Raw genomic sequence first — 21,751 nt, 5'->3', positions numbered from 1 at the left:
CGTGAGGCCAAAAAGAACCGGAAGCGCTTACTTTGTAGCGCAGCCCGCCCTCAAACCTCAGTAGTGTTCGTTGCCGTTCGTGTCAGCGTTGCTGTCCCTTCCGGCGCCCCGTTGCGGTGTGTGCCGCTTCGGTGAGGCGGTATTTACGGATCACTCCCGGGAGTCGCAAGTGCCTTTTTCGAAAAACTGTCACTTTTCTCGAAAGAACAACGCAACACACTGAAATCGCTACGCTTTCAACACCGCCGCAAATGCACCCAATTCACACCAAACCAGCCCAGGGAAGAATCTTGCGCAAATCACCCGCCCTCGCGAAACCTCCTGAGGACCCTGCCCCAAGGGCAGCACCCCAAACCGCCCGAGTCACCAGCGAAACGTACGGAATCGAACAGCCATCAAAGCGATGAAGACGCCGAGCCAAGACTAGGCTCAGGGCCTATTGGTCGGCATGCATCCCTTGGGGCGGCCTCCTCCTGAGGGCAGGACACCTGACCCACGCGCGGCATGACATTCCTGCCGCGCGCGCCGTTTGGGTCAATCGGCCAGCCTGATCGGCCCGCGCTCGGGATAGAGGTCGCCGGGGCCGGGGTTTGCCACGGGGCTGCGTCCTCCGAGATGCGTCATGATCCCCCACACCGCATTGAGCGACGTCTGCACCGCGCCTTCGACCCAGGCGGGGGTCCAGCTCACACCATCACCGGCGAGGAATACGCCCTTCTGACTCGCGGCCATGCCTTGCTGCATGAAGTGGCCGTAGATGCGGTGGTTGTAGCGATAGTGGCCCGGCAGCGCGCCCTTGAAGGCTCCGAGGAAGTTTTCGTCCGCCTCCCAGCTCACGCAGATCGGCTGGCCGCGGATATGCGAGGCGATGTCGATGCCGGGGTAGATTTTGCCCAGCGCCTGCAGCGACAGTTCGACCCGGCGCTCCGCACTAAGCGGCAGCACCTTGAGCGCGTCGCTCATCCAAGCGTAGCTGAGACAGATCACACCGGGCCGGTCGGGTCCGTTGTCGAAGAAATAGGTGCCGCGCGTCAGCCGGTCGGTCAGCGTCATCGACATCAGCGGCTCGCCGGTTTCCGGATCGATGTCGTTCCAGAACGGCCGGTCGGTCATGACGAAGGTTTTCGCGGCCTGCATGTAGCGGGTCCGGTCGAGCGCCATCCACATCTTCTGATCGAACAGATCCTCTTCGGTCTCGATGGCCGTCGTCAGCAGGTGCGTCTGGCAGGTCGCGAGCACCGCCGCATAGTCGTCCTCGTTGCCCCATTGGTCCCGAAGCCGGATCATCTCGCCTTCGCGGCTCAGGGCGGTGGCGCGGCTGCGCGTCGCGCCGCCATGCAGGCTCGCGAGCGTCGAACCCTCCGGCCAATGCGCGCAGACAGGCGCCGCGTTCCAGAGGCGATGCAGGACAGTTTCCACCCCGCCCACGATGTAGCGCTGATCGTCGTCGAGCCCGAGCAGGTTCACCCGCAGGATTTCCAGCATCGAGTTCGGGAAGTCCGAATCCCAGCCGCCGGTTCCGAAGCCGACCTGACCGAAAATCTCCCGGTGCGAGAAATCGAGCTTCTGGAACGCATCCGAATGGGCCACGAAATCGTAGAAGGTGCGCTCATCCCAGTCTTGGACGAGCGGATCCCAGATCGCCTTGATGGCCTCGATGTCCTTGGCGCGCACCGCGGCTTGCAGGTCTGGAAAAGCCGCCTGACTGCGCAGCGCTTCGTCATAGGCCTCTGCAATCTGATGGTATTGCTCGGGCAGGTCCTCGAGGCTGCGGGCGAAATGCCGTTGGCCTTCGAGCTCGATGACGGTCGACCCGGCGGCGGGCGTCAGCGGGTTGGGAAAGGGTCGGCTCTCGCATCCGACGAGATCGACATAGTGGTAGAACCCACGCGAGGAGACGGGGAAGCGCATCCCGCCAAGCTCCGCCACGACCCCATTCGTTCCTTCGAAACTCTGCGAACGTAGCCGCCCGCCGAACTGAGAGGACTCGTAGACAACGGGCCGCAGTCCCAGCTTCATCAATTCGTAGGCCGCGATCACCCCGGCCGCTCCGGCGCCGATGATGGCGACAGGCGCGCCAAGCATGTCTTTGGGAATAGTGCCGAGACCCGCGGGATGACTGATCCAGTCCTCATAGGAAAAGGGGAAATCCGGTCCAAAGGCTGTCAATTGCTGCATAGCTGTCTCCTGCTCCGCCAGTCGTCACCGCAACCCGATGGATGCGGTAAAGAAGACCTCTACGAGAATATCAGGGTCTGCAAGCAGGCATTCCGCGGGCGCTCGGGCCGGCGGGTTGACCAGATCGATCCGGCCTTTCAAGCCCGAGTCACCGGAGCGAAATCCGCGACGGCTCTCACCCGGGAGGCGCCATCGGGCCGGCGGCTTCCGTCGCCGCGATGTATCCCGGCTGCGCTCGCAGCGCCGCCCAATAGGCCGCGGCCTTCGGATGATCCGCGAGCAGGTCGAACCGCGCCAACAAGGCAATGACATAGGACATCTGGATATCGGCCAGCATCGCCTTGTCGCCGAACAGCAGAGGCCCCGTACCGATCGCCCGTGCGATGAAATTGAGATGGGCATCAAGCGCCGCCTGCGCCTGAGCGGGGACCGGCTTGTCGCGAAAGGCTGGCAAAATCGCTTGCAGCACGACCTCGGCGAAGGAGCTCTCGACGTAATCGAGGAGCTCCTCGTGCTGCCAGAATTCCGGAGTGCCCCGCGGCGGTGTGTGGGTCTCGTCGCCGTATTTCGCGACGAGGTAGCGAAGGATCGTCGCGGACTCCGCGAGTATCCGATTGCCGTCCTCGATCACCGGAGACTTGCCCAAGGGGTGAACCCGGGACAGGGCCTCCGGCGCGCGAAAATTCTCGGTGCGCTGATAATCGACCCGGTGGCAAGGCTCGCCAAGATCGGCGAGCAGCCACAGCACCCGGGTCGCGCGGGAATAGTGCAGAGCGTGAAGCGTGATCATGGCAGGAACACCGCTTTTGCGTTGACGAATTCCTTCATGCCGAAGCCGCCATGCTCGCGTCCGTAACCGGAATCCTTGACCCCGCCGAAGGGCATGTTCGGATCGGCGGTCCCGAAGGAGTTGATCCGGACCATCCCGGTGTCGAAGTGATCGCGGGCGAGTTTGAGGGCGCGGTCTTCATCCTTGCTGAAGATCCCGCCGCCAAGGCCATAGCGGCTATCATTGGCGATGCGCATCGCATCCTCGTCATCCTTGGCGCGGATCACCGCAGCGACGGGACCGAAGATTTCGTCATCATAGGCGGGCATGCCGGGGACCACGTCGACCAGCACCGTCGCGGGGTAATAGGCGCCGGTGCCGCCCGGGGCCTCGCCACCGCAAAGAGCCTTTGCACCCTTGGCGAGGCTCTGCTCCACCTGCTCCTTCACGGTTTCGAACTGATCCTCGCTGGACAGCGGACCAAGCTGGGTGTCGTCTTTCGTGGGATCGCCCATCTTCACGCCTTTCATCTGCTCCACAAAGGCCTCGACAAAGGCGTCATAAACCTTGTCCGCCACGACAAAGCGCTTCGCCGACACACAGGTTTCGCCGTTGTTATACAGCCGCCCCATCAGCGAGAATTTCACCGCCGTTGCGATATCGGCATCTTCCAACACGAGATAGGCGTCGTTGGAGCCCAGCTCGAGCACGGTCTTCTTCAGCGCCTTCGACGCCACGCTGCCCACATGCCGACCCGCGCCATCGCTCCCGGTCAGGGTCACACCGCGCACCAGCGGATGCTCGATCAGATTGTCGCTGGTCTCGTGGTCGATCAGGATGACCTGGAACAGATCCTCCGGCAGCCCAGCCTCGATGCACAGCTCGCGCAGGCGCAGCCCGGAGCCGGTGCAGATGCTCGCATGTTTGAGCACGCAGGCATTCCCCGCTATCAGGTTCGCCGCCAATACGCGCACCGGCTGATAGAGCGGGAAGTTCCACGGCTGGATCGAGTAGATCACGCCAATCGGCTGATAAGTGACCACACCACGCGATCCCTTCGCGCCATGGGTGCGTTCCTCGTCGGCCAGCGCATCTGGCCCGTTCTTCGCGGTATATTCGAAGATCGCGGCGCAGATCTCGACCTCGGCCTTGCCGTCCTTCAACAGCTTTCCGGTCTCGCGCGTCATGAGCTCGGCCAGCTCTTCCGCATTCTCGCGGAGCGTCGCGGCGATCTTGGTCAGGTAGGGCGCGCGTTCGGAATGGGACAGCTTACGCCACTCCAGAAAAGCGGACTGCGCGGCCTCGAGTTTCTCGACGGCCTCCTGCTCGGACATCAGCGGATAGGTCTGGATCGTCTCGCCCGTCGCAGGGTTGGTGGTGGTGATCGTGGACATGAGAACTCCTTCGATTTCACCAGGGCAACTTGCACCGCAGTCGAGGAGTTCCAGCGCCCGCGTCGGTAACGCGGCGTCTTTCGGCCCGCGAAACGGTCACTGCTGACCACGAAAACTTGTCCCTAGCCCGGTCTTGTCGCTCTCACCCGGGGCCAAGCATTTGAAGACCCCGGAAAAGACGCAGCGGAACGTAGCCGCGCGCCTTTTCGCTGCACGCTTTGCGGTCGCCTCGAACGCAGGGCGCTCTATCTGGCAATGCAAGCGCGCCCTCGGAAACCCCCGGGCGTGAACCAACCTATTCCCGACGACATTCAAATCTGGAGATCGACATGGCGACCACTGGCAAGCAACTGTTCACGACGCTGGAGGCAGACGGTACGCTCACCGTCGCGATCGAGGACGTGGACTTCCCCGATCCGACCGGCAATCAGGTCCTCGTGAAGATGGAAGCGGCTCCGATCAATCCGTCGGACCTCGCCATCCTCGTCGGCGCGGCGGATATGGAGAACGCGGAATATTCCCCCGGCAAATTCGTGGCCAAGATGCCCGAGCCGTTCAACGCGGGTTCGAAAGCGCGGCACGGCCTTAAGCTACCCGCCGGGAACGAGGGCGCGGGCACCGTGGTCGCGACCGGTGACAGCGACGCGGCCAAGGCGCTGATGGGGCAACGCGTGTCCTGCGTGCCGGGCAACGCCTACAGCCAATATTGCACCGCCGACGCGCAGATGTGCCTGCCGCTGGGCGATCACTCCTCCGAGGAGGGCGCGAGCGCCTTCGTCAATCCGATGACCGCGCTGGGGTTCGCCGAGAACGCCAAGATGGATAAGCAGGACGCGATCCTGCACACGGTCGGGGCGTCGAACCTTGGCCAGATGCTGACCCGTATCTGTCAGGAGGACGGGCTCGGCCTCGTCAATATCGTGCGCAAGGACGATCAGGTCGATCTGCTCCAGAAGATCGGCTCCACCCATGTCGTGAACTCGTCGCAGGATGACTTCATGCAAAAACTCAGCGCCGCGATCGACGACACCGGCGCGTTCTACGGCTTCGATCCGATCGGCGGCGGCCACGCGGTCGACAACGCGTTCAAGGCGATGGAGCAGGTCGCAGTAAGCCGGATGACGGAATACTCGCGCTACGGCTCGAACCAGCCCAAGCGGATGTTCATCTACGGTCGGCTCGACACCGGCCCGACGACGCTTTCCCCGAGCTACGGCTTCGGCTGGACGCTCTCGGGCTGGCTGCTGTTCCCGTTCCTGCAAGCGGCGGGGCAAGAGACCGTTGGCCGCATGCGCAAGCGCGTGCGTGACAATCTCACGACCACCTTCGCCAGCCATTACAAGACGCGCGTCAATCTCAACGAGATGCTGACGAAGGAAGCCGTGACCGACTACCGGAAGATGAAGACCGGAGAGAAATACCTCGTGACCCCCTGGTCCTGATGATGCATCGCCGAAGTGGCCCGGATCCGATCCGGGCCGCTTCGGCCTCGGACAACCGGCAGTCGCAGGGTCAAACCATGGTCAGCTCACGCTCCACCCGTGTCGGCGCGGCGGCAAAAGCAGCCTGATGCAGAACGCAGTCTCTGCGAGGATCGTCAGCCCGTATGCCGGGGCGAAAGCCGCCGAGAGGTCGGGGGCGAGAAACCGGATCCCGCTGCCAATCAGATAGACCAGACCGGCCAGCGCGAGCCCCACCCCGAAAGCTTTCGCGAAGAGGCCCGAGCGCCAGACCAGAACGCCCATCATCAGACTGTTCACACCGAAGAAGACCAGCCCGAGATCGTAGCCATGGCCATGCAGGTCGAGAAAGATCAGCGCCAGCGACTGGGCGTCGGCCAGATCATGTGCGTTTGACAGAAGCAGCCAGGCCGTCTGCAAGGCCATCAGATTTGCCGCGATGAGGACGGCCTGAATCAGCCGAAACACCATAGCCGATAGGGCAAGACCCGGAGCGACGTTGCGGAAAATCAGATAAAGCAAGACGGCAAGGCCCGCATCGCTCAGCGCCATCACCAGATCGGCGATGATCGCCAGCCGGAACTGGCCCGGTGCCGCCAGTATCGCTGCGGCCGTGCCCGCGGCATCTGAAAGGTCGATCAGCGGAGCGCGCAGGCCAAGCTCCGCGCCGAGCCCCATGACGATGATGATGAGGTAAAGCAGCCCGGCGAGGCGCGACTTTCGGATCAGGTCGTCGGTCAGGGAAAGTTGGGCCACGCGGAAGCTCCTCCGTTGATTGACGCTCACGCCGCTCTCGATTGCGCCACGTGCGACGGGCGGAAGCTATTGGCAACGCGCGGACGGTTCGCGCGCTGCCCTGCCCAGACCGAGATCAGAACGATAGCCGCGCCGCTCATCTGGAGCAACGACAGGCCCTGCCCCAGCCAGAGCCAGCCGAGGGAGACCGCCGTGACCGGGCTCATCATCCCCAGCATCGAGACCGCGCCGGGCTCGAGACGGGCGATGCCTCGGAACCAGATCGCATAGGTCGCGCCCGCCCCGATCAGGCCAAGCCAGATCAGACCTGACAGGTTCAGCGCGGTCAGCGGCGGCAGGGACGGTTCGACGATCAAGGCCACTGGCACCAAAATCAACCCGCCCGCCGTCAGTTGCCAGCCGGTGAAACTCAGCGCCGAGACAGGTGGCTGCCATTTGCGGCTGAGCACGGTGCCCGCCGCCATCGACGCGGCCCCGCCAATACCGGCGATGACACCGACAGGATCGAGCGCGGCCTCGGGCCCCAGCAGCAGAAGCGCGACGCCCAGCACGCCTGTCGCCGCAGCGATCAACGCACCGGCGCGCACCGGCGTGCCAAGCCAGCCGCGCGCCATGAGGATGACCATCATCGCCTGAAACGAGCCGAGCGTCGCCGCGACCCCGCCGGGCAGGCGATAGGCCGCCACGAAGAGAAGGCTCCAGAACAGGGCGAAGTTCAGGCCTCCAAGGAGGAAAGTGCGACCAAGCCATGCACGCGGCGGCAGCGACCGCGTGAGCGCGACCAGCAACAGCCCCGCAGGCAAGGCGCGCAAGGCCGCAAGCGTAATGGGGTACCCAGCGGGCAGCGCCTCGGTGGTGACGAGATAGGTGCTCCCCCAGATAGCCGGGGCGAGCGCCGTGAGGAAAATATCGGTAGTGCGTGACATCGGGTGACTCGTATTCAGGGGCAAGCGAGAGAGAGAAGACGGGGCCTTGGAACGGTATCGGCGGGCGGCGTCAGGGCCCTTCCGAATGCCTCACCTCATGGAAACCCTCCTCCGGCGTGGGTTCGACGAAATGGCGGGTGAACTGACGAAACTGGGTTTCGGAAACCTCGAACGGGTGATCCCCGCGATGATTGCGCGCCTGCAACCGCGCCAGGCACATAGCATCGGACACGTCGAGCACATGAAGCTGATGCGCCGCATCGGTCTGGTCGAGGATACCGCGTAGCCAGTCCCGTTGCGTGACGGTATTCGCCGGGAAATCGAGGACCACCGAAAGCCCCGCATTCAGCAGTTTCACGACATGCGGCGCGACGACCCGCCGGAGCCTCGAAGAATAGTCGACGTAATCGGACGGTGACCGCAACGCATCGGCGAAAAGCACATGGAGCCACTCGTCCTCGGCGATGAGTACCGTTCCGGGCGCACGCACCAAGCGTGCCGCCAGAGTGGATTTGCCAGAGGCGATCTTGCCGCACAGCATGTAGAGGGTCGGAGATGGATAGGTCATTTTGGCGCCTTCGGTCGGGTCGCTCAGCGGAAGTGGCGCGGCGAGAGACAGGGGCGCTCGGGCCAAGGCTCGAGCCCGATATCGCGCATCAGATAGGGCGAGAGATCGCGCGGCACGCGTCGCGGGTGGAAGCGCCGAAGCCGGAGACCACGGAAGAACAAACGGATCTTCATCAGGGGCATTCCTCAGGCGACGAGTTTCAGGGAACTGCGCAGCTGTGCCGCGAGGTCGTCGCGCGTCCCGTTCACGAGCCGCGCGCCCGTTTCCCGGACGATCAGCGCAGGAATGGAGCGGACCTGAAGCGCGCGGGCGCGTTGACGATCGGCTTCGACGGCCTCCGCCGTGGCCGGATCGTCGAACGCCTCTGCGAAGGCCGCTGCCTCGAACCCGAGGCTTCGCGCGACATCGCGCACGATAACCGGATCGGCGATGTTCCGGGCCTCGGTGAGATGCGCGCGCTGCAGCCGGTCGAACATCTCCCAATGGGCGTCCTGCCCGCCCAGCGCCTCTGCGGCCTTGCATCCGAGCGCGGCGGTCATCCCGTGCGGATAGTCGAAATCAGCGGCCCGCATGGCCTCGATATCGACAAGCTCTGGCCGATCGCTGACCTCTCTACAGACCGTCCAATGCCCGAGGATGGTCTCGCGGGCGGATTCGGGTGAGCCCCAGCGCGCGGCCATTTCGGCGCGATCTGCCTGCAGGACGAATGTGCGATGCCGGATGTCGAGATCGAACTCGGCGGCGAGGCTGCGCATCCGCGACGAGATATTGAAACACCAGCAGCAGACCACGTCGTGAAAGAAATCGATGGTGAGCTTGGGCATCATGCGGCCTCCTCGTTCAGAGCGGCCCCTGCCAGCCGCGCCGCGATTCGTGCGACATGAGCGCCCTGAAACCGTGCACCCGCGAGATCGGTTTCGGTCGGTGTCCGTGATCCGTCCGCTCCGGCGATCGTGCCAGCGCCGTAGGGCGCACCGCCGACGATTCCGTCCGCCCTCGTCTGATCGGCGAAAGTGTAGGGCATCCCGGCGATGAGCATCCCGAAATGCTGCAGCGGGATCTGCGTGGAAAGCAGCGTCGCCTCGTGCCCGCCATGCTGCGAGCCGGTCGAGGTGAACACGGCGGCAACCTTGCCGACCAGCGCATTGCGCGCCCAGAGTCCGCCCGCCTGATCGAGGAAGGACTTCATCTGCCCGGCCATCATCCCGAACAGCGTGGGCGTGCCGAAGATGATCGCATCATAGGCTTCGAGATCGGCGGGGCTGGCGACGGGCGTATCGTCTGCGGCGAAGCCAGCCTTCTGCCGGATGTCGTCAGGCAGGGTTTCGGGAACGCGGCGCAGATCGACATGCGTGCCGGGCACGCTGCGTGCGCCCTCCGCCTCGGCTTGGGCGAGCGCACGGACATGGCCGTAGCTGGAGTAATAGAGAACGAGAACGCGGGTCATTTGATCCTCTCAGGGCATGGGTTTCATTGCCTGAGAAGATCGCGGATCAGCCGCGCCGGAATAAGCGGCCGACGCGCAAATCACTCTTTACGCCGGTTGAAGAATGTCAGGGCGCCATCGCCGCCCGCAGGTGATCGAGAAACGCCGTCACTTTCGCATCCATGCCCAGCCGCGAGGCGGTCACGGCGAAAATCTCCGGCGCGGGCAGTTCCCACTCGGGCAGGACGCGCACCAGATCGCCGCGCCTCTCTGGCTCGTTCGAGACGAAATCCGGTAAGGTGCCGATGCCTTGCCCCGCGATCAGCAGATCCCGTAGCACGAGGCTGTTGCCCACGCGAATGGCGGGATCGAGATCGAGGCTGATCGCGCCCTCCGGCCCGTGCAGCGCCCATTTCGTCAGATGGTCGGCCAGCAGGAAGCCGGTGACCCTGTGCCCCGCGATGTCCTCCGGTCGCTCGGGACTGCCAGCCTGCGCGAGATAGGCAGGCGAAGCGAAGATGCGCTGCCGCATCGTGCCGATCTTGCGCGCGACCAGAGCCGAGTCCGGCATCGCCGGTCGGATGCGGATCGAGACATCGAACCCGCCCTCCACCATGTCGACCACTCGGTCATCGAGCGAGAGCGACAGCCGCAGATCGGGATGCGCCTCCAGAAACTCCGGCAGGATCGGGGAGATTACCGTCTGCCCGAAAGAGCTCGAGGCGTTCACTTTCAGATGCCCGCGCACAGCCCCGGCCCCGTCGCGGATACGCGTCTCGACCGAGGTCACCGCGTCGAGGATGCCGCTCGCCTCGTCGTAGTAGACACGCCCGGCATCGGTCAGAGACATCGAGCGCGTCGTGCGTGTCAGCAGTGAGCTCCCGAGGCTTTCTTCCAGCAGCTTGATCTCGCGGCTCAAAAGCGCGGGCGACACCCCGAGATCCTCCGCCGCGCGCGCGAAACTGCCGCGCTCGACAATGCGGCGGAAGGCTTGCATGACGGAAAGCTTGTCCATTTCGGAAAACCCTCGGGGCGATCAGGTAGCGCTCCGAATAGCACGAATTTCGCGACACGCGAACGCCCTCGCAGAAAGCGGTCGCAAGCGCCGCCGCTGCAGGGCGCATCGCGGGAGACGAAGGCGACCTTCACGACCGCGGCCCAAAACTGCGACCGGAGGGCGCGCTCACTCGGCGGGCCGCTCCTCCAGATCCAGCCGCATCGTGGCCATGCCCTGACGCCGCGACAGCTCCTCATAACCAGCCGAGAGATAGGCGTTGTGGGCTGGCGCGTTGTCGACTTCCACCTTCAAGGTCAGGGTCAGCGCCCCGAGGTCGCGCGCCGCCTGCTCCACATGGCTCGTCAGCTCCGCAGCGGCGCCACCGCGTGCCTCTTCGACGAGATAGACATAGGTCAGGTGCCGCACTTCCGGCCCGACACCCTCACGCAGCGCGAAGAAACCCACGTCTCGCCCCGCGGCATCCTGCAGGTAGAAGGAAACATCCTCGCGGTCTCCGAGCCACTTCTGATGCCATTCCATCTCGTCGAACGGGACTTTCGCATTGGGATTGAGCAGCGGGATTTCGGCGTCCGAAAGCATTGCTGCCAAGGGTGCCAGATCGCGGTCGCGGTTGCGGCGCAGGGTAAGTGCCATATGTCCTTCCTTCGGCTGGGCCCGGCACGTGCGCCGAGGGTCCTCATGAAAGGTCGCGTGCCTGACACAAAAGTCCAGTCCGGGTCAACCGGAGGGGCCCCGCAACTGCGTCCATGTCCACGGTGCGGGCAGGCCCGAGCGGCGGGCCAGCAGATAGCGGCGCTCGGATATTCACTATTTCGGAGCTTTGGAGAATAATCGAGCGAGCTTTGTGAGGGGTGTGGGGACGGCACAACAAAGCTCGCTCGATACCCCGCGGCTCAGGTCAGGCGTGTTTGCGGCCGGTGACCATGGCTCTCGCGAGGTGTTCGGGATGGGAGTGGCCCGCGAGGTGCACGCCTCCCAAATGTAGGACACTCAAATCGAGTGTCAGGTGGGCGGTGGCGAATCTCGCCACCAGCCCGCAGTATCCGAAGCGGACGAAAGGGCCTCAGACCCGCCTGGCCGCTCCTTCGCTCATCAGTCCAGCTCGGAGCCGATGATCTCGCCCGACACCGGGTCGAGCTTCAGCTCAAGCCGACGACCGTCGCGATCGCGAACCTTGGCTTCGTAGCTGTAGCGCTCCATCTCCATCTTGCTGATCTGGTAGCCCTCGGCACGCAGGTCGCTGGCGACCTCGTCCATCTTCTTCCACTGCTCGCGCGCCTGATTCATGTTGCGAACTTCCTCGCGGTAGTTCGACGGCATGCCATATTCGCCCTCGGACTCGCCATTGCGATACGAGTTGCGATATTCGTTCCGGTATTCGTAGGTCTCGCGGTTCTGGGACTTGGTCTGCGTGGCATTCTTCTGCGGCAGCATGACCTGACCGCCCGACTGCCCGCCGCCGCCATTCCCATTGCCACCAGGACCCTGCGCCTGTGCGGCACCGAGGCTGAATGCGCCGACAGCGGCACCGAGGGCGGCGGTGAAGAGAAGAGTGCGTTTCATCTTTAACTCCTGTGATCGGATAGGGGCGAGTTGCCCGGATGAGACGACATTGGCAGATTCACTCTGACGCCGTACTGACGGGCTTTGTCAGCGTTCTGTCAGCTTGTTTGCGCTAGGAAAGCCGCATGAAAACGCTCACGACCCTCCTCCTTCTTTCGCTGGCCATGGCCACGCCCGCCCTCGCCGATCGCGCGGGCGGCGGCGGCGGCTCGGGCCGAGGCGGCTCGGATCACGACCGGGCGCGCAGCGCGGTCGAGCGCGAAGAGATTCTGCCGCTGTCGAAAATCCTCGGCGGTGTGCGCAACCGTTTCGGCGGCCGCGTCATCAAGCTGGATCTCGAATCGGATGACGGTCACTATGTCTACGAACTCAAGCTGATCACCCCGGAAGGCCGGATCATCGAGCTTGAGGTTGACGCGGCGACCGGTTTGCCGATTGGTGGTCCCGAAGACAGCGAGCGCGACGAGGACAAGTAATGCGCGTATTGGCGGTCGAGGACGACCAGAGGATCGCGGCGGATCTCAAGGCTGCGCTCGAGGCGGCGGGATTTCTCGTCGAGACCTGCGCGGACGGGCTCGATGCGTGGTTTCTGGGCGATACCGAAGATTACGACCTCGTCATTCTCGATCTGGGCCTGCCGAAGATGGACGGGCTGAGCATCCTCAAGAAATGGCGCGCCAATGATCGCGAGATGCCGGTGCTGGTGCTGACCGCGCGCGGCGCCTGGACCGAGCGGGTCGAAGGCATCGACGCGGGCGCGGATGACTACCTGCCCAAACCGTTCCGCATGGAAGAGCTGGTCGCCCGTGCGCGCGCCCTGATCCGGCGCTCGGCGGGGCGGGCCTCGGCGAACCAGAGTGTGGGCGATTTGACGCTCGACGCGAACCGGATGAGCGTGTCGATCCGCGGCGTGCCGATAGCGGCGACGGCGCTGGAATTCCGGCTGCTCTCCTACCTGATGCTGCATCGCGACCGCGTCGTGCCGCCGACCGAACTGCTCGAACATCTCTACGGCGATGACGACTCGCGCGAGGCCAATGCGCTGGAGGCGCTCGTGGCGCGGCTGCGCCGTAAGCTGGGCCCCGGCGTGATCGGCACGCGGCGCGGCTTTGGCTATTTCCTCGAAGGCGGCGGCGCGTGATGCGGTTGTCGCTGCGCCTCCGGCTCGCGCTCGGCGGCGCGCTCGCGGTGGTGCTGGCGCTGGCGATTGCCTCCGCCGCGCTGACGGCACTGTTTGCCGCCCACGTTCAGCGCCGGGCCGAGGCCGAACTGTCGGTGCAGCTCGATCAGGTCGTGGCGGCGCTCGGACGCGATGCCGACGGGAGGCTGGCGCTGCAGACGCCGCCCGCCGATCCGCGGTTCGACCAGCCTCTGAGCGGGCTTTATTGGCAGATCGACCTCGGCGACACGCTGCTGCGGTCGCGCTCGCTTTGGGATTACGCGCTGCCGCTACCGCCCGATGAGCTGCCCGACGGACATATCCACGTGCATCGTCTTCCCGACCAGACAGGCGACACCCTTCTGACGCTGGAGCGCAGCGTGACCCTGCCGCCCTCGCTGGGCGAGGGCCGAGTGCGCGCGGCGGTCGCGCTGACGACGACCGATCTGGATCAGGCGCGCAGCGATTTTCTCAAGGAACTGCTGCCCTATAATGCGATCCTCGCCGCTGCCCTGATCGTCGCCGGATGGGTTCAACTGTTCTTCGGCCTGCGCCCCCTGTCGGAAGTCGGGCGGCGCGTGCTCGCCGTGCGCTCGGGCGAACAGCGCCGCCTCGGCAGCGATTTCCCGAAAGAGGTGCAGCCCCTCGCCAATGAGGTCGACGCGCTGATCGACGCCCGCGAGGCCGAGCTGGACCGCGCGCGCCACCGCGCCGCCGATCTCGCGCACGGGTTCAAGACCCCGCTGCAGGCGCTGATGGGCGAGGCCGACCGGCTGCGCCAGACCGGCCAGACCGAGCCTGCCGCCGCCATCGAGGAGATCGCCGAAGCGATGCGCCGCCATGTCGATCGCGAACTGACGCGGTCGCGCCTCGCGGGACGCGTCGTGAAAGACAAGGCCACGGTGGCCCCTGTCGTGCAGCAGATTGTCTCGGTGATCCGGCGCACCCCCACGGGCAGCGCGGTGGAATGGAACATCGCCGTGCCCGAGGATCTGCAGGTGACGCTCGACGCCAGTGATCTTGCCGAAGCCTTGGGCGCGCTGATCGAGAATGCCAGCCGCCACGCCACGTCGCAGGTCACGATCCGCGCAAGCCGACGCGCGGAAATGATCGCCATCGACGTGCAGGACGACGGCCCCGGCATCTCGGCGGACCGCATCGAGCATCTTCAGAAACGCGGCGCGCGCGCCGATGAAAGCGGTCATGGTTTGGGACTGTCGATCAGCGCCGAGATCGCGCAGGCCGTCGGCGGTACGCTGAGCATCGCGAATGCCGAGACCGGGCTGCGTGTAACCCTGATCCTGCCCGACGCCCGCGCTGGCGTTCCCGGGACGCGTCTCTCCTGAACACCTGAAACGGGCATCATCCTCACGCATCGTTTATGAGCGATGTCCTGCCCACATATTCAAGTTTTGGAACATGAATCGATCGCGACGCATTTCTCCGGCAATCCCGAGCTGACGGAAATTCGGAGGCAAATGACATGACCATGCGTTTTGAACAGATCCTTGCGGAAGGGATCGCCCAGTGTTCCTACCTCTTGGGCGACACCGGCAGCGGCACCGCCGCCGTCGTCGACCCCCGCCCGGATTGCGATATCTATATCGAGCGCGCCAAGGCGCTCGGCCTGACGATCACCCATGTGTTTGAGACCCATATCCACGCCGACTTCCTGTCGGGCGCGCGCGAATTGGTGGACCGGCTGGATGGCACGCCCAGGCTTTGCGTCAGCGTCGAGGGCGGCGCCGAATATGACTTCGCACATGAGGGCATCCGCGATGGCGACACGTTCACCTTCGGCCAGCTCACGCTCGAAACGCGGCACACGCCGGGGCACACGCCCGAACACGTCTCCTTCCTGCTCTACGAGAAGGAGAATGACGACCCGTGGGGCGTGCTCAGCGGCGATTCCTTCTTCGTGGATTCGGTCGGTCGGCCCGACCTCTTGGGCGACGACAAGACCGAGGAACTGACCGAGGCGCTCTTCCGCACGACGCAGGAATTCTACATGCAGCTGCCCGATGGCGTTCTGGTCTACCCCTGCCACGGCGCGGGCTCGGCCTGCGGGCCGAATATCGGCGACCGGATGTCTACGAGCATCGCCTATGAGAAAGCCCATAATAAATATGTCCAGATCACCGATCTGCAGGCCTTCAAGGACGAGATGACGAAGGACGCCCCGCCGGTGCCCACGCATTACCCGCGCCTCAAGAAGGTCAATGCGGCGGGCCCCGAGGTGATGCACGGATTGCCGCGCTGCATCGGCAAGACGCCGGAGGAGTTCGAGGCGCTCATCGCCAAGAATGACGTGCAGCTCGTCGATCTCCGCGACATGCTCGCCTTCGGCGGCGGCTTTATCGAAGGGTCGCTCAATATCGGGCTGCAGCCGATCCTGTCGGTCTGGGCGGGCTGGATACTCGATCCCGACAAACCCATTGCCTTAGTGAGTGAAAAAGCTGCCGACATCGACGAGGCCGTGCTGCGTCTCTGGCGCGTGGGTTTCACGAAATTCGCGGGCTACCTGAACGGCGGCATCGCCGCGTGGCGCACCTCCGGGCGACCGCTTGCGCATATCCCGCAGGTCACGGTGCAGGCGCTGAAGGGCAGCGATCTGACCCCGCTCGACGTGCGCAAGAATGAGGAGTGGGACGGCGGCCATATCCCCGGCGCCATCCACCACTTCCTCGGCACGCTCGAAGACGAGATGGACCAACTCGACCGATCGACCGACTATGCGGTCTATTGTCAGGGCGGCTACCGTGCCAGCGTCGCCGCGAGCCTGCTGCACCGCGCCGGGTTCAAGAACGTCTCCGCCGTGCCGGGCAGCTTCGGCGCATGGTCCGCGCAGGACTACCCGGTCGAAACCTGAACCGCTTTCAACTCAAGGAGCCAACACCATGAGCTACACCATCGATAAACGCCTCACCAACACCACGCTGGAAGAGGCCGACACCCGGACCCGCGAGGCCCTCAAGGAACAAGGCTTCGGCGTGCTCACCGAGATCGACGTGCAGGGCACGATGAAGAAGAAGCTCGACGAGGACATGCCCGGCTACCTGATCCTCGGCGCCTGCAATCCGAAGATGGCGCATCAGGCGATCCAGCTGGAGCCGAATGTCGGCGCGATGCTGCCCTGCAACGTCATTCTGCGGCAGGATGGTTCGGACATCCTCGTCTGCGCGATCGATCCGGAGGCCTCGATGACGGCGATCGACAATCCGCAGCTGAAATCGGTCGCGGGCGAAGTGCGCGACATGCTGGCAAAGGCGATTGAAGCCCTTTGAGTTGGAATGCCCCCGGCAGCGAGGCCTCCTCCGCTGCCGGGGGACCCGCGCGCGCCTCCCGCGCAGCCCTTGCATTCGAGAGCCGTTTTGCGGGATATCACGGCCCGACGACCTCCCAAGCGAGGTCCCGTTAAGCGAAGGCCAGAATGTCCCAGACCGATCGTCTCAAGACCGACTGTTCGCAATGCGCAGCCCTGTGCTGCCTGGTGCTGGCGTTCGACAAGGGCAAGGATTTCGCCTTCAGCAAGAACCCCGGCGAGCCCTGTCGGCACCTCTGTGGGCACGATTGCTCGATCCACGACAAGCTGACGCAGGAAGGCATGGCGGGCTGCGTCGCCTATGACTGCCTCGGCTCGGGCAACCGTGTCGTCCAGGAGGTCTTCGGCGGGCAAACCTGGCAGAGCGAGCCGCGCCTGATGCCGGTTATGATGGAAGCCTTCTCCGCCATGCGCGAGGTCCATAAGCGGATCGACCTGCTGCGCGCCGCCGAGACCCTGTCGCTGGATGCGAGCGACGAGCGCAAACGGCACGACTTCCTCGACCATCTCGAACAGCACGAATGGACCCATCCCGAACTGACTCAATTCGAGTTCGGACTGGCGCTGGAAATCGACCTCTTCTTCCACAGCCTCAGCACGTAACGCGCCCCTGCGCCTCGATGCGCCGGCGTCACGCTGAAGCGCTCAACTCTCCGCCAGAGCCGACAAATTTTGACTGCCTGACGAAGCTGTGATCTGATCCGGATTGGGCGACGCGCCCGATCTATCTCAAGAGGCCGAGCGTGCAGCCTGCCTTTCGCACCGAAGCATTGTCGAAGACCTACGGCGAAGGTCCTGCCGCGGTTCACGCGCTCCGAGAGGTGACGCTCGAAATTCCGCGCAGCGAGGTCGTCGTGCTGCTGGGCCCCTCGGGCAGCGGCAAATCCACCTTCCTCAACATCATCGGCGGGCTCGACAGGCCAAGCTCGGGTCAGGCGTGGTTCGGCGATCAGAACCTGACCGAAATGTCCGACCGCGCGCTGACGCAATATCGGCGCAGCCATGTCGGCTTCGTCTTCCAGTTCTACAACCTGATGCCCAGCCTCACCGCGCGCGAGAATGTCGATCTGGTGACCGAGATTTCGCATGACCCGATGGATGCGGGCGAGGCGCTGCGGCTGGTGGGGCTGGAGGAACGGCTCGACCACTTCCCGGCGCAGATGTCGGGCGGCGAGCAGCAGCGCGTCGCCATCGCGCGCGCCATCGCGAAGCGCCCGGCGGTGCTGTTTTGCGACGAGCCGACCGGGGCGCTCGACAGCACGACGGGGCGGCGCGTGCTGCAGGTGCTCAACGATGTGAACCGCGAGCTGGGCACGACCGTGCTGATCGTCACCCATGCGGCGGCGACGGCGGCGATGGCGCATCGCGTGCTGCATTTCACCGATGGCCAGCTGCGCGAGACGATCGTCAACGAGACCCGCGCCGATCCTGCCGAGATCGAATGGTGAGCCGATGGTCCTGACCGTCCTCCATCGCAAGCTGTTCCGCGACCTCTGGCGCATCCGGGCGCAGGCGCTCGCGATCTCGGCGGTCGTCGCTCTGGGCGTGATGGTGCAGGTGATGATGGCGGGGCTGACCGATACGCTCACCGTCACCCGCGACGCCTATTTCGAGCGGCACCGGCTGGCGCAGGTTTTCGAGCCGCTCACCCGCGCGCCCAGCTCGATGATGGAACAGGTCAACGCCATTCCCGGCGTGCTGGCCGCCGAAGGCCGGATCAGCGGCTTCGGTCGGATCGATGCGGATGGCGGCGAGCCGGTGCAGGCGCGCATCCTGTCGCTGCCCGGCCCGGCGGGGCTCAACGGCATCCTAATGACGGCGGGACGCAAGCCCATCGCCGGGCGCAGCGACGAGGTCGTGCTGCTCGACACATTCGCAGCCGCCCGCGGGATCGCGCTTGGCGACACGCTCGGCGTCACGGTCGAAGGCCGCCACCAAAAACTGCAGGTCGTCGGTTTCGCCCGCGCGCCGGAGTTTCTGTTCATGCCCGCGCCGGGCGAATTCTTCCCGACCGATGGCCGCTTCGCCGTGATCTGGATGGAGCGCAAGGCCGCTGCCGCCGTGCTCGATCTCGACGGCGCGTTCAACGAGGTGCTGGCGCTCACCACGCGCGAGCGGCCCCGCAAGGCGGTGCTCGCCGATCTCGACCGGCTGATGGCGCCCTATGGCGGCGGCGCGGGCTATGTGCAGGACCAGCAGACCTCGGCGCGCTTCATCGAGGAAGAACTCAAAGGCCTGCGCCAGTCGCGGGTGTTTCTGCCGCCGATCTTCCTCGCCGTTGCGGCCTTCCTGCTCAACGTCACGATCACCCGGATCGTGCAGGCCGAGCGGCGCGAGATCGGGTTGATGAAAGCCTTCGGCCATAGCGGCGCGGAGATCGCCGGGCACTACCTCGAAATGGCACTGATGATCGCCTTCGCCGGCGCGCTGCTCGGATCGGCACTGGGCGTGATGCTCGGGCGCTCGATCACCGGGCTCTACATGGAATTCTACAAATTCCCCTATCTCGTCTTCTCGATGCATCCCGGTCCCTTCGCCGGGGGGCTCGCCTTCTCGCTGATCGCCGCCGCGCTCGGTGCGGCGATTGCGCTGCGCACGGTGTTCCGCCTGACGCCCGCCGAGGCGATGCGCCCGCCTGCCCCGCCGGATTTCACCCATGGCCGCGTCGGCTTCCTCGCGATCGTCACGAGTTTCTTCGACCAGCCGGGACGGATGATCCTGCGCCAGATCACGCGGCAACCGGTGCGCAGCCTCGGCACCGTCGCGGGCGTGGCCGCGGGGCTCGCGCTGAACATGGCGATGCTGATGATCTATTCGGGCTTCGATCACACGATGGATGTCACCTTCGGCTTTGCCGACCGCTCGGATGCGACGGTGAGCTTCATCCACCCCGTCTCGCGCGATGTGACGCATGAGATTGCGCACCTGCCCGGCGTGCTGGAGGCCGAGCCGACGCGCTATGTGCCGGTCCTCTTCCGCAACGGCGTCATCACCCATCGCGGCGAACTGACCGGCCTGTCCGAGGATGCGCAGCTCAACCGCGCGCTGCGGCCCGATCTGGAGCCGATCGCCTTGCCCGCGCAGGGCGTCGTGATCTCGCGGGGGCTCGCGGATGTGCTGAAACTTCAGCCGGGCGAAAACCTCACCGCCGAAGTCACCGAAGGCCGCAAGCGGACCCTGTCACTGCCAGTCGCGGCGATCTCCGACACCCTGCTGGGCGCTCCGGCCTATATGCGCCTCGACTCGCTGACCCGGGCCGTGGGCGAGGCGGACCGGATCACCTCGGTCTCGATCCGCACCGAAGGCGCCCCGTCGCCGGAGCTTCTGCACGAGCTGCGCGAGCGCCCCAAGGTCGCGGGCGTCTCGATCAAATCCGACAGCCTGGCGGCGTTCCGGGAAATCGCCGACGAGGGCGCGGGCCAGATGCGCTTCGTCTTCGGCGCGATCGCCTTCGTGCTGAGCTTCGGCATCGTCTACAACGCCGCGCGCAACGCATTCGCCGAACGCGCGCATGAACTGGCGAGCCTGCGCGTCCTTGGCTTCACCCGCGGAGAGGTGACGCTGATCCTGGCCGGGGAGATTACCCTGCTGGTCGCCTGCGCGCTCCCGGTCGGCATCTGGTTCGGCTGGACGCTTGCCAAGTTGATCGCACGCGTTTTCTCCAATGAACTCTACCGGGTCAGCGTCAGCTTCGATCTGCCCAGCATCGCAACGGCGGTGCTGGTCGTGGTCTCGGCGACACTGGCCTCGATCCTGATGTTGCGCCGCGCGCTGGATCGGTTGAACATGATTTCGGCGCTCAAGGCGAGGGACTGACCCGTGACACCAAAACCCCGGACCAGATGGCTCATTCTCATCCTGATCGGCCTGATCGCGGCGGGCGCAATTGCCGCGCTGCTTTGGCCGCAGCCGCAGACCGTCGACATGGGCGAGGTCACGCGCGGCCCCATGAAGCTCGTCATCGAGGATGATGGCCGGACCCGCGTGAGCGAAAGCTACACGGTCTCGACCCCGGTCAGCGGCAGGCTGCAGCGGCTCGATATCCATGTCGGCGATCATGTCGTCGCGAACGAGACGGTCGTCGCCCGGATGCGCCCTGCCCTGCCCGCCGTGCTGGATGCGCGCAGCCGGGCGCAGGCGGAGGCCGCGCTGGCCGAGGCCCAAGCCGCGCTGAGTGCGGCCGAAGGCGATTACCGCGCCGCCGTCGCGATGCGCGAACAGGCCGATAGCGATCTCGCGCGGTCGCAGCGGCTCGCGCTCTCCGGCACGATCAGCCAGTCGAAACTGGACCGCGATCAGATCAATGCCGACTACGCCGCCGCGCAGGAAGCCGCCGCGAAAGCCGCCATCGCGATGCGCGAGGCGGCGCTGGCCTCGGCGAAATCCGTGCTGCAGAACGATGCCGCCGCGAACAACAGCGACGGGGTCGAGCCGATCCCGCTTTATGCGCCCGCGACCGGAACGGTGCTACAAATCCTGCAGGAAAACGAGACCGTGCTGTCCGCGGGCTCCCCGATCATGGAGATCGGCGACATCTCGGAGGGGCTCGAAGTGGTGGCCGATCTTCTCTCGCGCGACGCGGTGCGCGTGCGCCTCGGCGATCCGGTGGAGATCACCGATTGGGGCGGGCCGGATGTGCTCGAGTGCAAGGTGGTCCGCATCGATCCATCGGGCACGACGAAGGTCTCCGCCCTGGGCGTCGAGGAGCAACGCGTTGGCGTGGTCATCGCCTTCACCGGCGATGCCGCGCAGCGGGCGGGGCTGGGCCACGGCTTTCAGGTGACCGCCCGGATCGTGGTCTGGCAGAACCCCGACGCGCTGCGGGTGCCGTCGAGCGCCCTGTTCCGGCGCGGCACCGGGTGGGCCGTTTTCAAGGTCGAGGACGGGCGCGCGCGGGAGGTGAACGTGAAAATCGGGACCGACAATGGCACCTATGCCGAGCTTCAGGACGGCCTCAGCGAGGGCGACAAGGTCGTACTCTATCCGGTCGAGACGCTGGAAGACGGCGCACCGGTGGAGGCCCGATCGGGTGGGTGAGGTGCGCCTCACGCCCCGCCCCAACCACCTCGCGAGGAATCACGAAGCCGCACGAAAAGCGCACCAACCGATCAAAAATGCTTGGGGCGACGCTCAAAAAACCATCACTTGAGAGTTTTTTGCGCCCAATTGCCATGCGGGGCGCAATCCGGGCGGCTTTTGCCCCCTCTCCACC

Annotated in this window: 22 protein-coding genes; 10 read left to right on the top strand and 12 right to left on the bottom strand. The window is 65.2% G+C overall.

What is annotated here, in order from left to right:
• Positions 1 to 534: 534 nt before the first annotated feature.
• The 3 genes from BMI88_RS19365 to BMI88_RS19355 all read right to left on the bottom strand — a co-directional run bounded on the left by BMI88_RS19365 (position 535) and on the right by BMI88_RS19355 (position 4,341).
• Positions 535 to 2,178 carry an NAD(P)/FAD-dependent oxidoreductase gene (locus tag BMI88_RS19365; protein WP_078551115.1) on the bottom strand — a complete coding sequence of 548 codons (1,644 nt, stop codon included), beginning with the start codon at positions 2,176 to 2,178 and terminating at the stop codon, positions 535 to 537.
• 175 nt (positions 2,179 to 2,353) lie between these two features.
• Positions 2,354 to 2,968 (bottom strand): glutathione S-transferase, encoded by a 615-nt coding sequence (locus BMI88_RS19360; RefSeq protein ID WP_078551114.1) that lies wholly within the window; start codon positions 2,966 to 2,968, stop codon positions 2,354 to 2,356.
• Positions 2,965 to 4,341 (bottom strand): NAD-dependent succinate-semialdehyde dehydrogenase, encoded by a 1,377-nt coding sequence (locus BMI88_RS19355; protein WP_078551113.1) that lies wholly within the window; start codon positions 4,339 to 4,341, stop codon positions 2,965 to 2,967. Before BMI88_RS19355 ends, BMI88_RS19360 begins: the two co-directional genes overlap by 4 nt.
• A gap of 329 nt (positions 4,342 to 4,670) precedes the next feature.
• Between BMI88_RS19355 and BMI88_RS19350 the strand changes: the two genes are divergently transcribed.
• Positions 4,671 to 5,783 (top strand): zinc-binding dehydrogenase, encoded by a 1,113-nt coding sequence (locus BMI88_RS19350; protein WP_078551112.1) that lies wholly within the window; start codon positions 4,671 to 4,673, stop codon positions 5,781 to 5,783.
• 81 nt (positions 5,784 to 5,864) lie between these two features.
• Here the strand turns inward: BMI88_RS19350 and BMI88_RS19345 are convergent, their stop codons facing one another.
• From BMI88_RS19345 to BMI88_RS19310, 9 genes are all read right to left on the bottom strand, one after another.
• Positions 5,865 to 6,557 carry a DUF4386 domain-containing protein gene (locus BMI88_RS19345; RefSeq protein ID WP_146673636.1) on the bottom strand — a complete coding sequence of 231 codons (693 nt, stop codon included), beginning with the start codon at positions 6,555 to 6,557 and terminating at the stop codon, positions 5,865 to 5,867.
• Between the two features lie 26 nt (positions 6,558 to 6,583).
• The gene (locus BMI88_RS19340; protein ID WP_078551111.1) at positions 6,584 to 7,483 is read right to left on the bottom strand and encodes an EamA family transporter; all 900 of its coding nucleotides are present in this window, start codon (positions 7,481 to 7,483) and stop codon (positions 6,584 to 6,586) included.
• 70 nt (positions 7,484 to 7,553) lie between these two features.
• Positions 7,554 to 8,051 carry an ATP-binding protein gene (locus tag BMI88_RS19335; RefSeq protein ID WP_078551110.1) on the bottom strand — a complete coding sequence of 166 codons (498 nt, stop codon included), beginning with the start codon at positions 8,049 to 8,051 and terminating at the stop codon, positions 7,554 to 7,556.
• A 23-nt stretch (positions 8,052 to 8,074) separates the two neighbouring features.
• Complete coding sequence (locus BMI88_RS19810; RefSeq protein ID WP_168174024.1) at positions 8,075 to 8,224, bottom strand: hypothetical protein; 150 nt, start codon at positions 8,222 to 8,224, stop codon at positions 8,075 to 8,077.
• Positions 8,225 to 8,236: 12 nt separating this feature from the next.
• On the bottom strand, positions 8,237 to 8,875 hold the full coding sequence (locus BMI88_RS19330; protein WP_078551136.1) for a DsbA family protein: 639 nt from the start codon (positions 8,873 to 8,875) through the stop codon (positions 8,237 to 8,239).
• Positions 8,875 to 9,498 (bottom strand): NAD(P)H:quinone oxidoreductase, encoded by a 624-nt coding sequence (gene wrbA, locus BMI88_RS19325; protein ID WP_078551109.1) that lies wholly within the window; start codon positions 9,496 to 9,498, stop codon positions 8,875 to 8,877. Before wrbA ends, BMI88_RS19330 begins: the two co-directional genes overlap by 1 nt.
• 106 nt (positions 9,499 to 9,604) lie before the next feature.
• The gene (locus tag BMI88_RS19320) at positions 9,605 to 10,492 is read right to left on the bottom strand and encodes a LysR family transcriptional regulator (RefSeq protein ID WP_078551108.1); all 888 of its coding nucleotides are present in this window, start codon (positions 10,490 to 10,492) and stop codon (positions 9,605 to 9,607) included.
• 168 nt (positions 10,493 to 10,660) lie between these two features.
• Entirely contained in the window at positions 10,661 to 11,128 is a 468-nt protein-coding gene (locus BMI88_RS19315; protein ID WP_078522775.1) for a GNAT family N-acetyltransferase, read from the bottom strand.
• Positions 11,129 to 11,587: 459 nt separating this feature from the next.
• The gene (locus BMI88_RS19310) at positions 11,588 to 12,058 is read right to left on the bottom strand and encodes a PepSY domain-containing protein (protein ID WP_078522774.1); all 471 of its coding nucleotides are present in this window, start codon (positions 12,056 to 12,058) and stop codon (positions 11,588 to 11,590) included.
• Between the two features lie 125 nt (positions 12,059 to 12,183).
• Between BMI88_RS19310 and BMI88_RS19305 the strand changes: the two genes are divergently transcribed.
• The 9 genes from BMI88_RS19305 (at position 12,184) to BMI88_RS19265 (ending at position 21,576) form a co-directional block, all read left to right on the top strand.
• On the top strand, positions 12,184 to 12,534 hold the full coding sequence (locus BMI88_RS19305) for a PepSY domain-containing protein (RefSeq protein ID WP_246831936.1): 351 nt from the start codon (positions 12,184 to 12,186) through the stop codon (positions 12,532 to 12,534).
• Positions 12,534 to 13,199 (top strand): response regulator transcription factor, encoded by a 666-nt coding sequence (locus BMI88_RS19300; RefSeq protein WP_078551107.1) that lies wholly within the window; start codon positions 12,534 to 12,536, stop codon positions 13,197 to 13,199. Before BMI88_RS19305 ends, BMI88_RS19300 begins: the two co-directional genes overlap by 1 nt.
• Positions 13,199 to 14,563, top strand: a complete 1,365-nt coding sequence (locus BMI88_RS19295) for a HAMP domain-containing sensor histidine kinase (protein WP_078551106.1) — start codon at positions 13,199 to 13,201, stop codon at positions 14,561 to 14,563. The genes BMI88_RS19300 and BMI88_RS19295 overlap by 1 nt, the downstream gene beginning before the upstream one ends.
• 137 nt (positions 14,564 to 14,700) lie before the next feature.
• Entirely contained in the window at positions 14,701 to 16,086 is a 1,386-nt protein-coding gene (locus BMI88_RS19290) for an MBL fold metallo-hydrolase (RefSeq protein WP_078551105.1), read from the top strand.
• 28 nt (positions 16,087 to 16,114) lie between these two features.
• Complete coding sequence (locus tag BMI88_RS19285; RefSeq protein ID WP_078551104.1) at positions 16,115 to 16,501, top strand: DUF302 domain-containing protein; 387 nt, start codon at positions 16,115 to 16,117, stop codon at positions 16,499 to 16,501.
• Positions 16,502 to 16,647: 146 nt separating this feature from the next.
• On the top strand, positions 16,648 to 17,142 hold the full coding sequence (locus BMI88_RS19280; RefSeq protein WP_078551103.1) for a hypothetical protein: 495 nt from the start codon (positions 16,648 to 16,650) through the stop codon (positions 17,140 to 17,142).
• A 140-nt stretch (positions 17,143 to 17,282) separates the two neighbouring features.
• Entirely contained in the window at positions 17,283 to 17,987 is a 705-nt protein-coding gene (locus BMI88_RS19275; protein WP_078551102.1) for an ABC transporter ATP-binding protein, read from the top strand.
• Positions 17,988 to 17,991: 4 nt separating this feature from the next.
• Positions 17,992 to 20,355: an ABC transporter permease gene (locus BMI88_RS19270; RefSeq protein ID WP_168174023.1), complete on the top strand. Its 2,364-nt coding sequence runs from the start codon at positions 17,992 to 17,994 to the stop codon at positions 20,353 to 20,355.
• Positions 20,356 to 20,358: 3 nt separating this feature from the next.
• Positions 20,359 to 21,576: an HlyD family efflux transporter periplasmic adaptor subunit gene (locus tag BMI88_RS19265; protein ID WP_078551100.1), complete on the top strand. Its 1,218-nt coding sequence runs from the start codon at positions 20,359 to 20,361 to the stop codon at positions 21,574 to 21,576.
• The last annotated feature ends 175 nt before the right edge of the window (positions 21,577 to 21,751 follow it).

Origin of the sequence: Thioclava sp. F36-6 (assembly GCF_002020305.1) — a bacterium.
Classification (GTDB): domain Bacteria; phylum Pseudomonadota; class Alphaproteobacteria; order Rhodobacterales; family Rhodobacteraceae; genus Thioclava; species Thioclava sediminum.
This window is presented reverse-complemented; position numbering and strand designations above follow the sequence as displayed.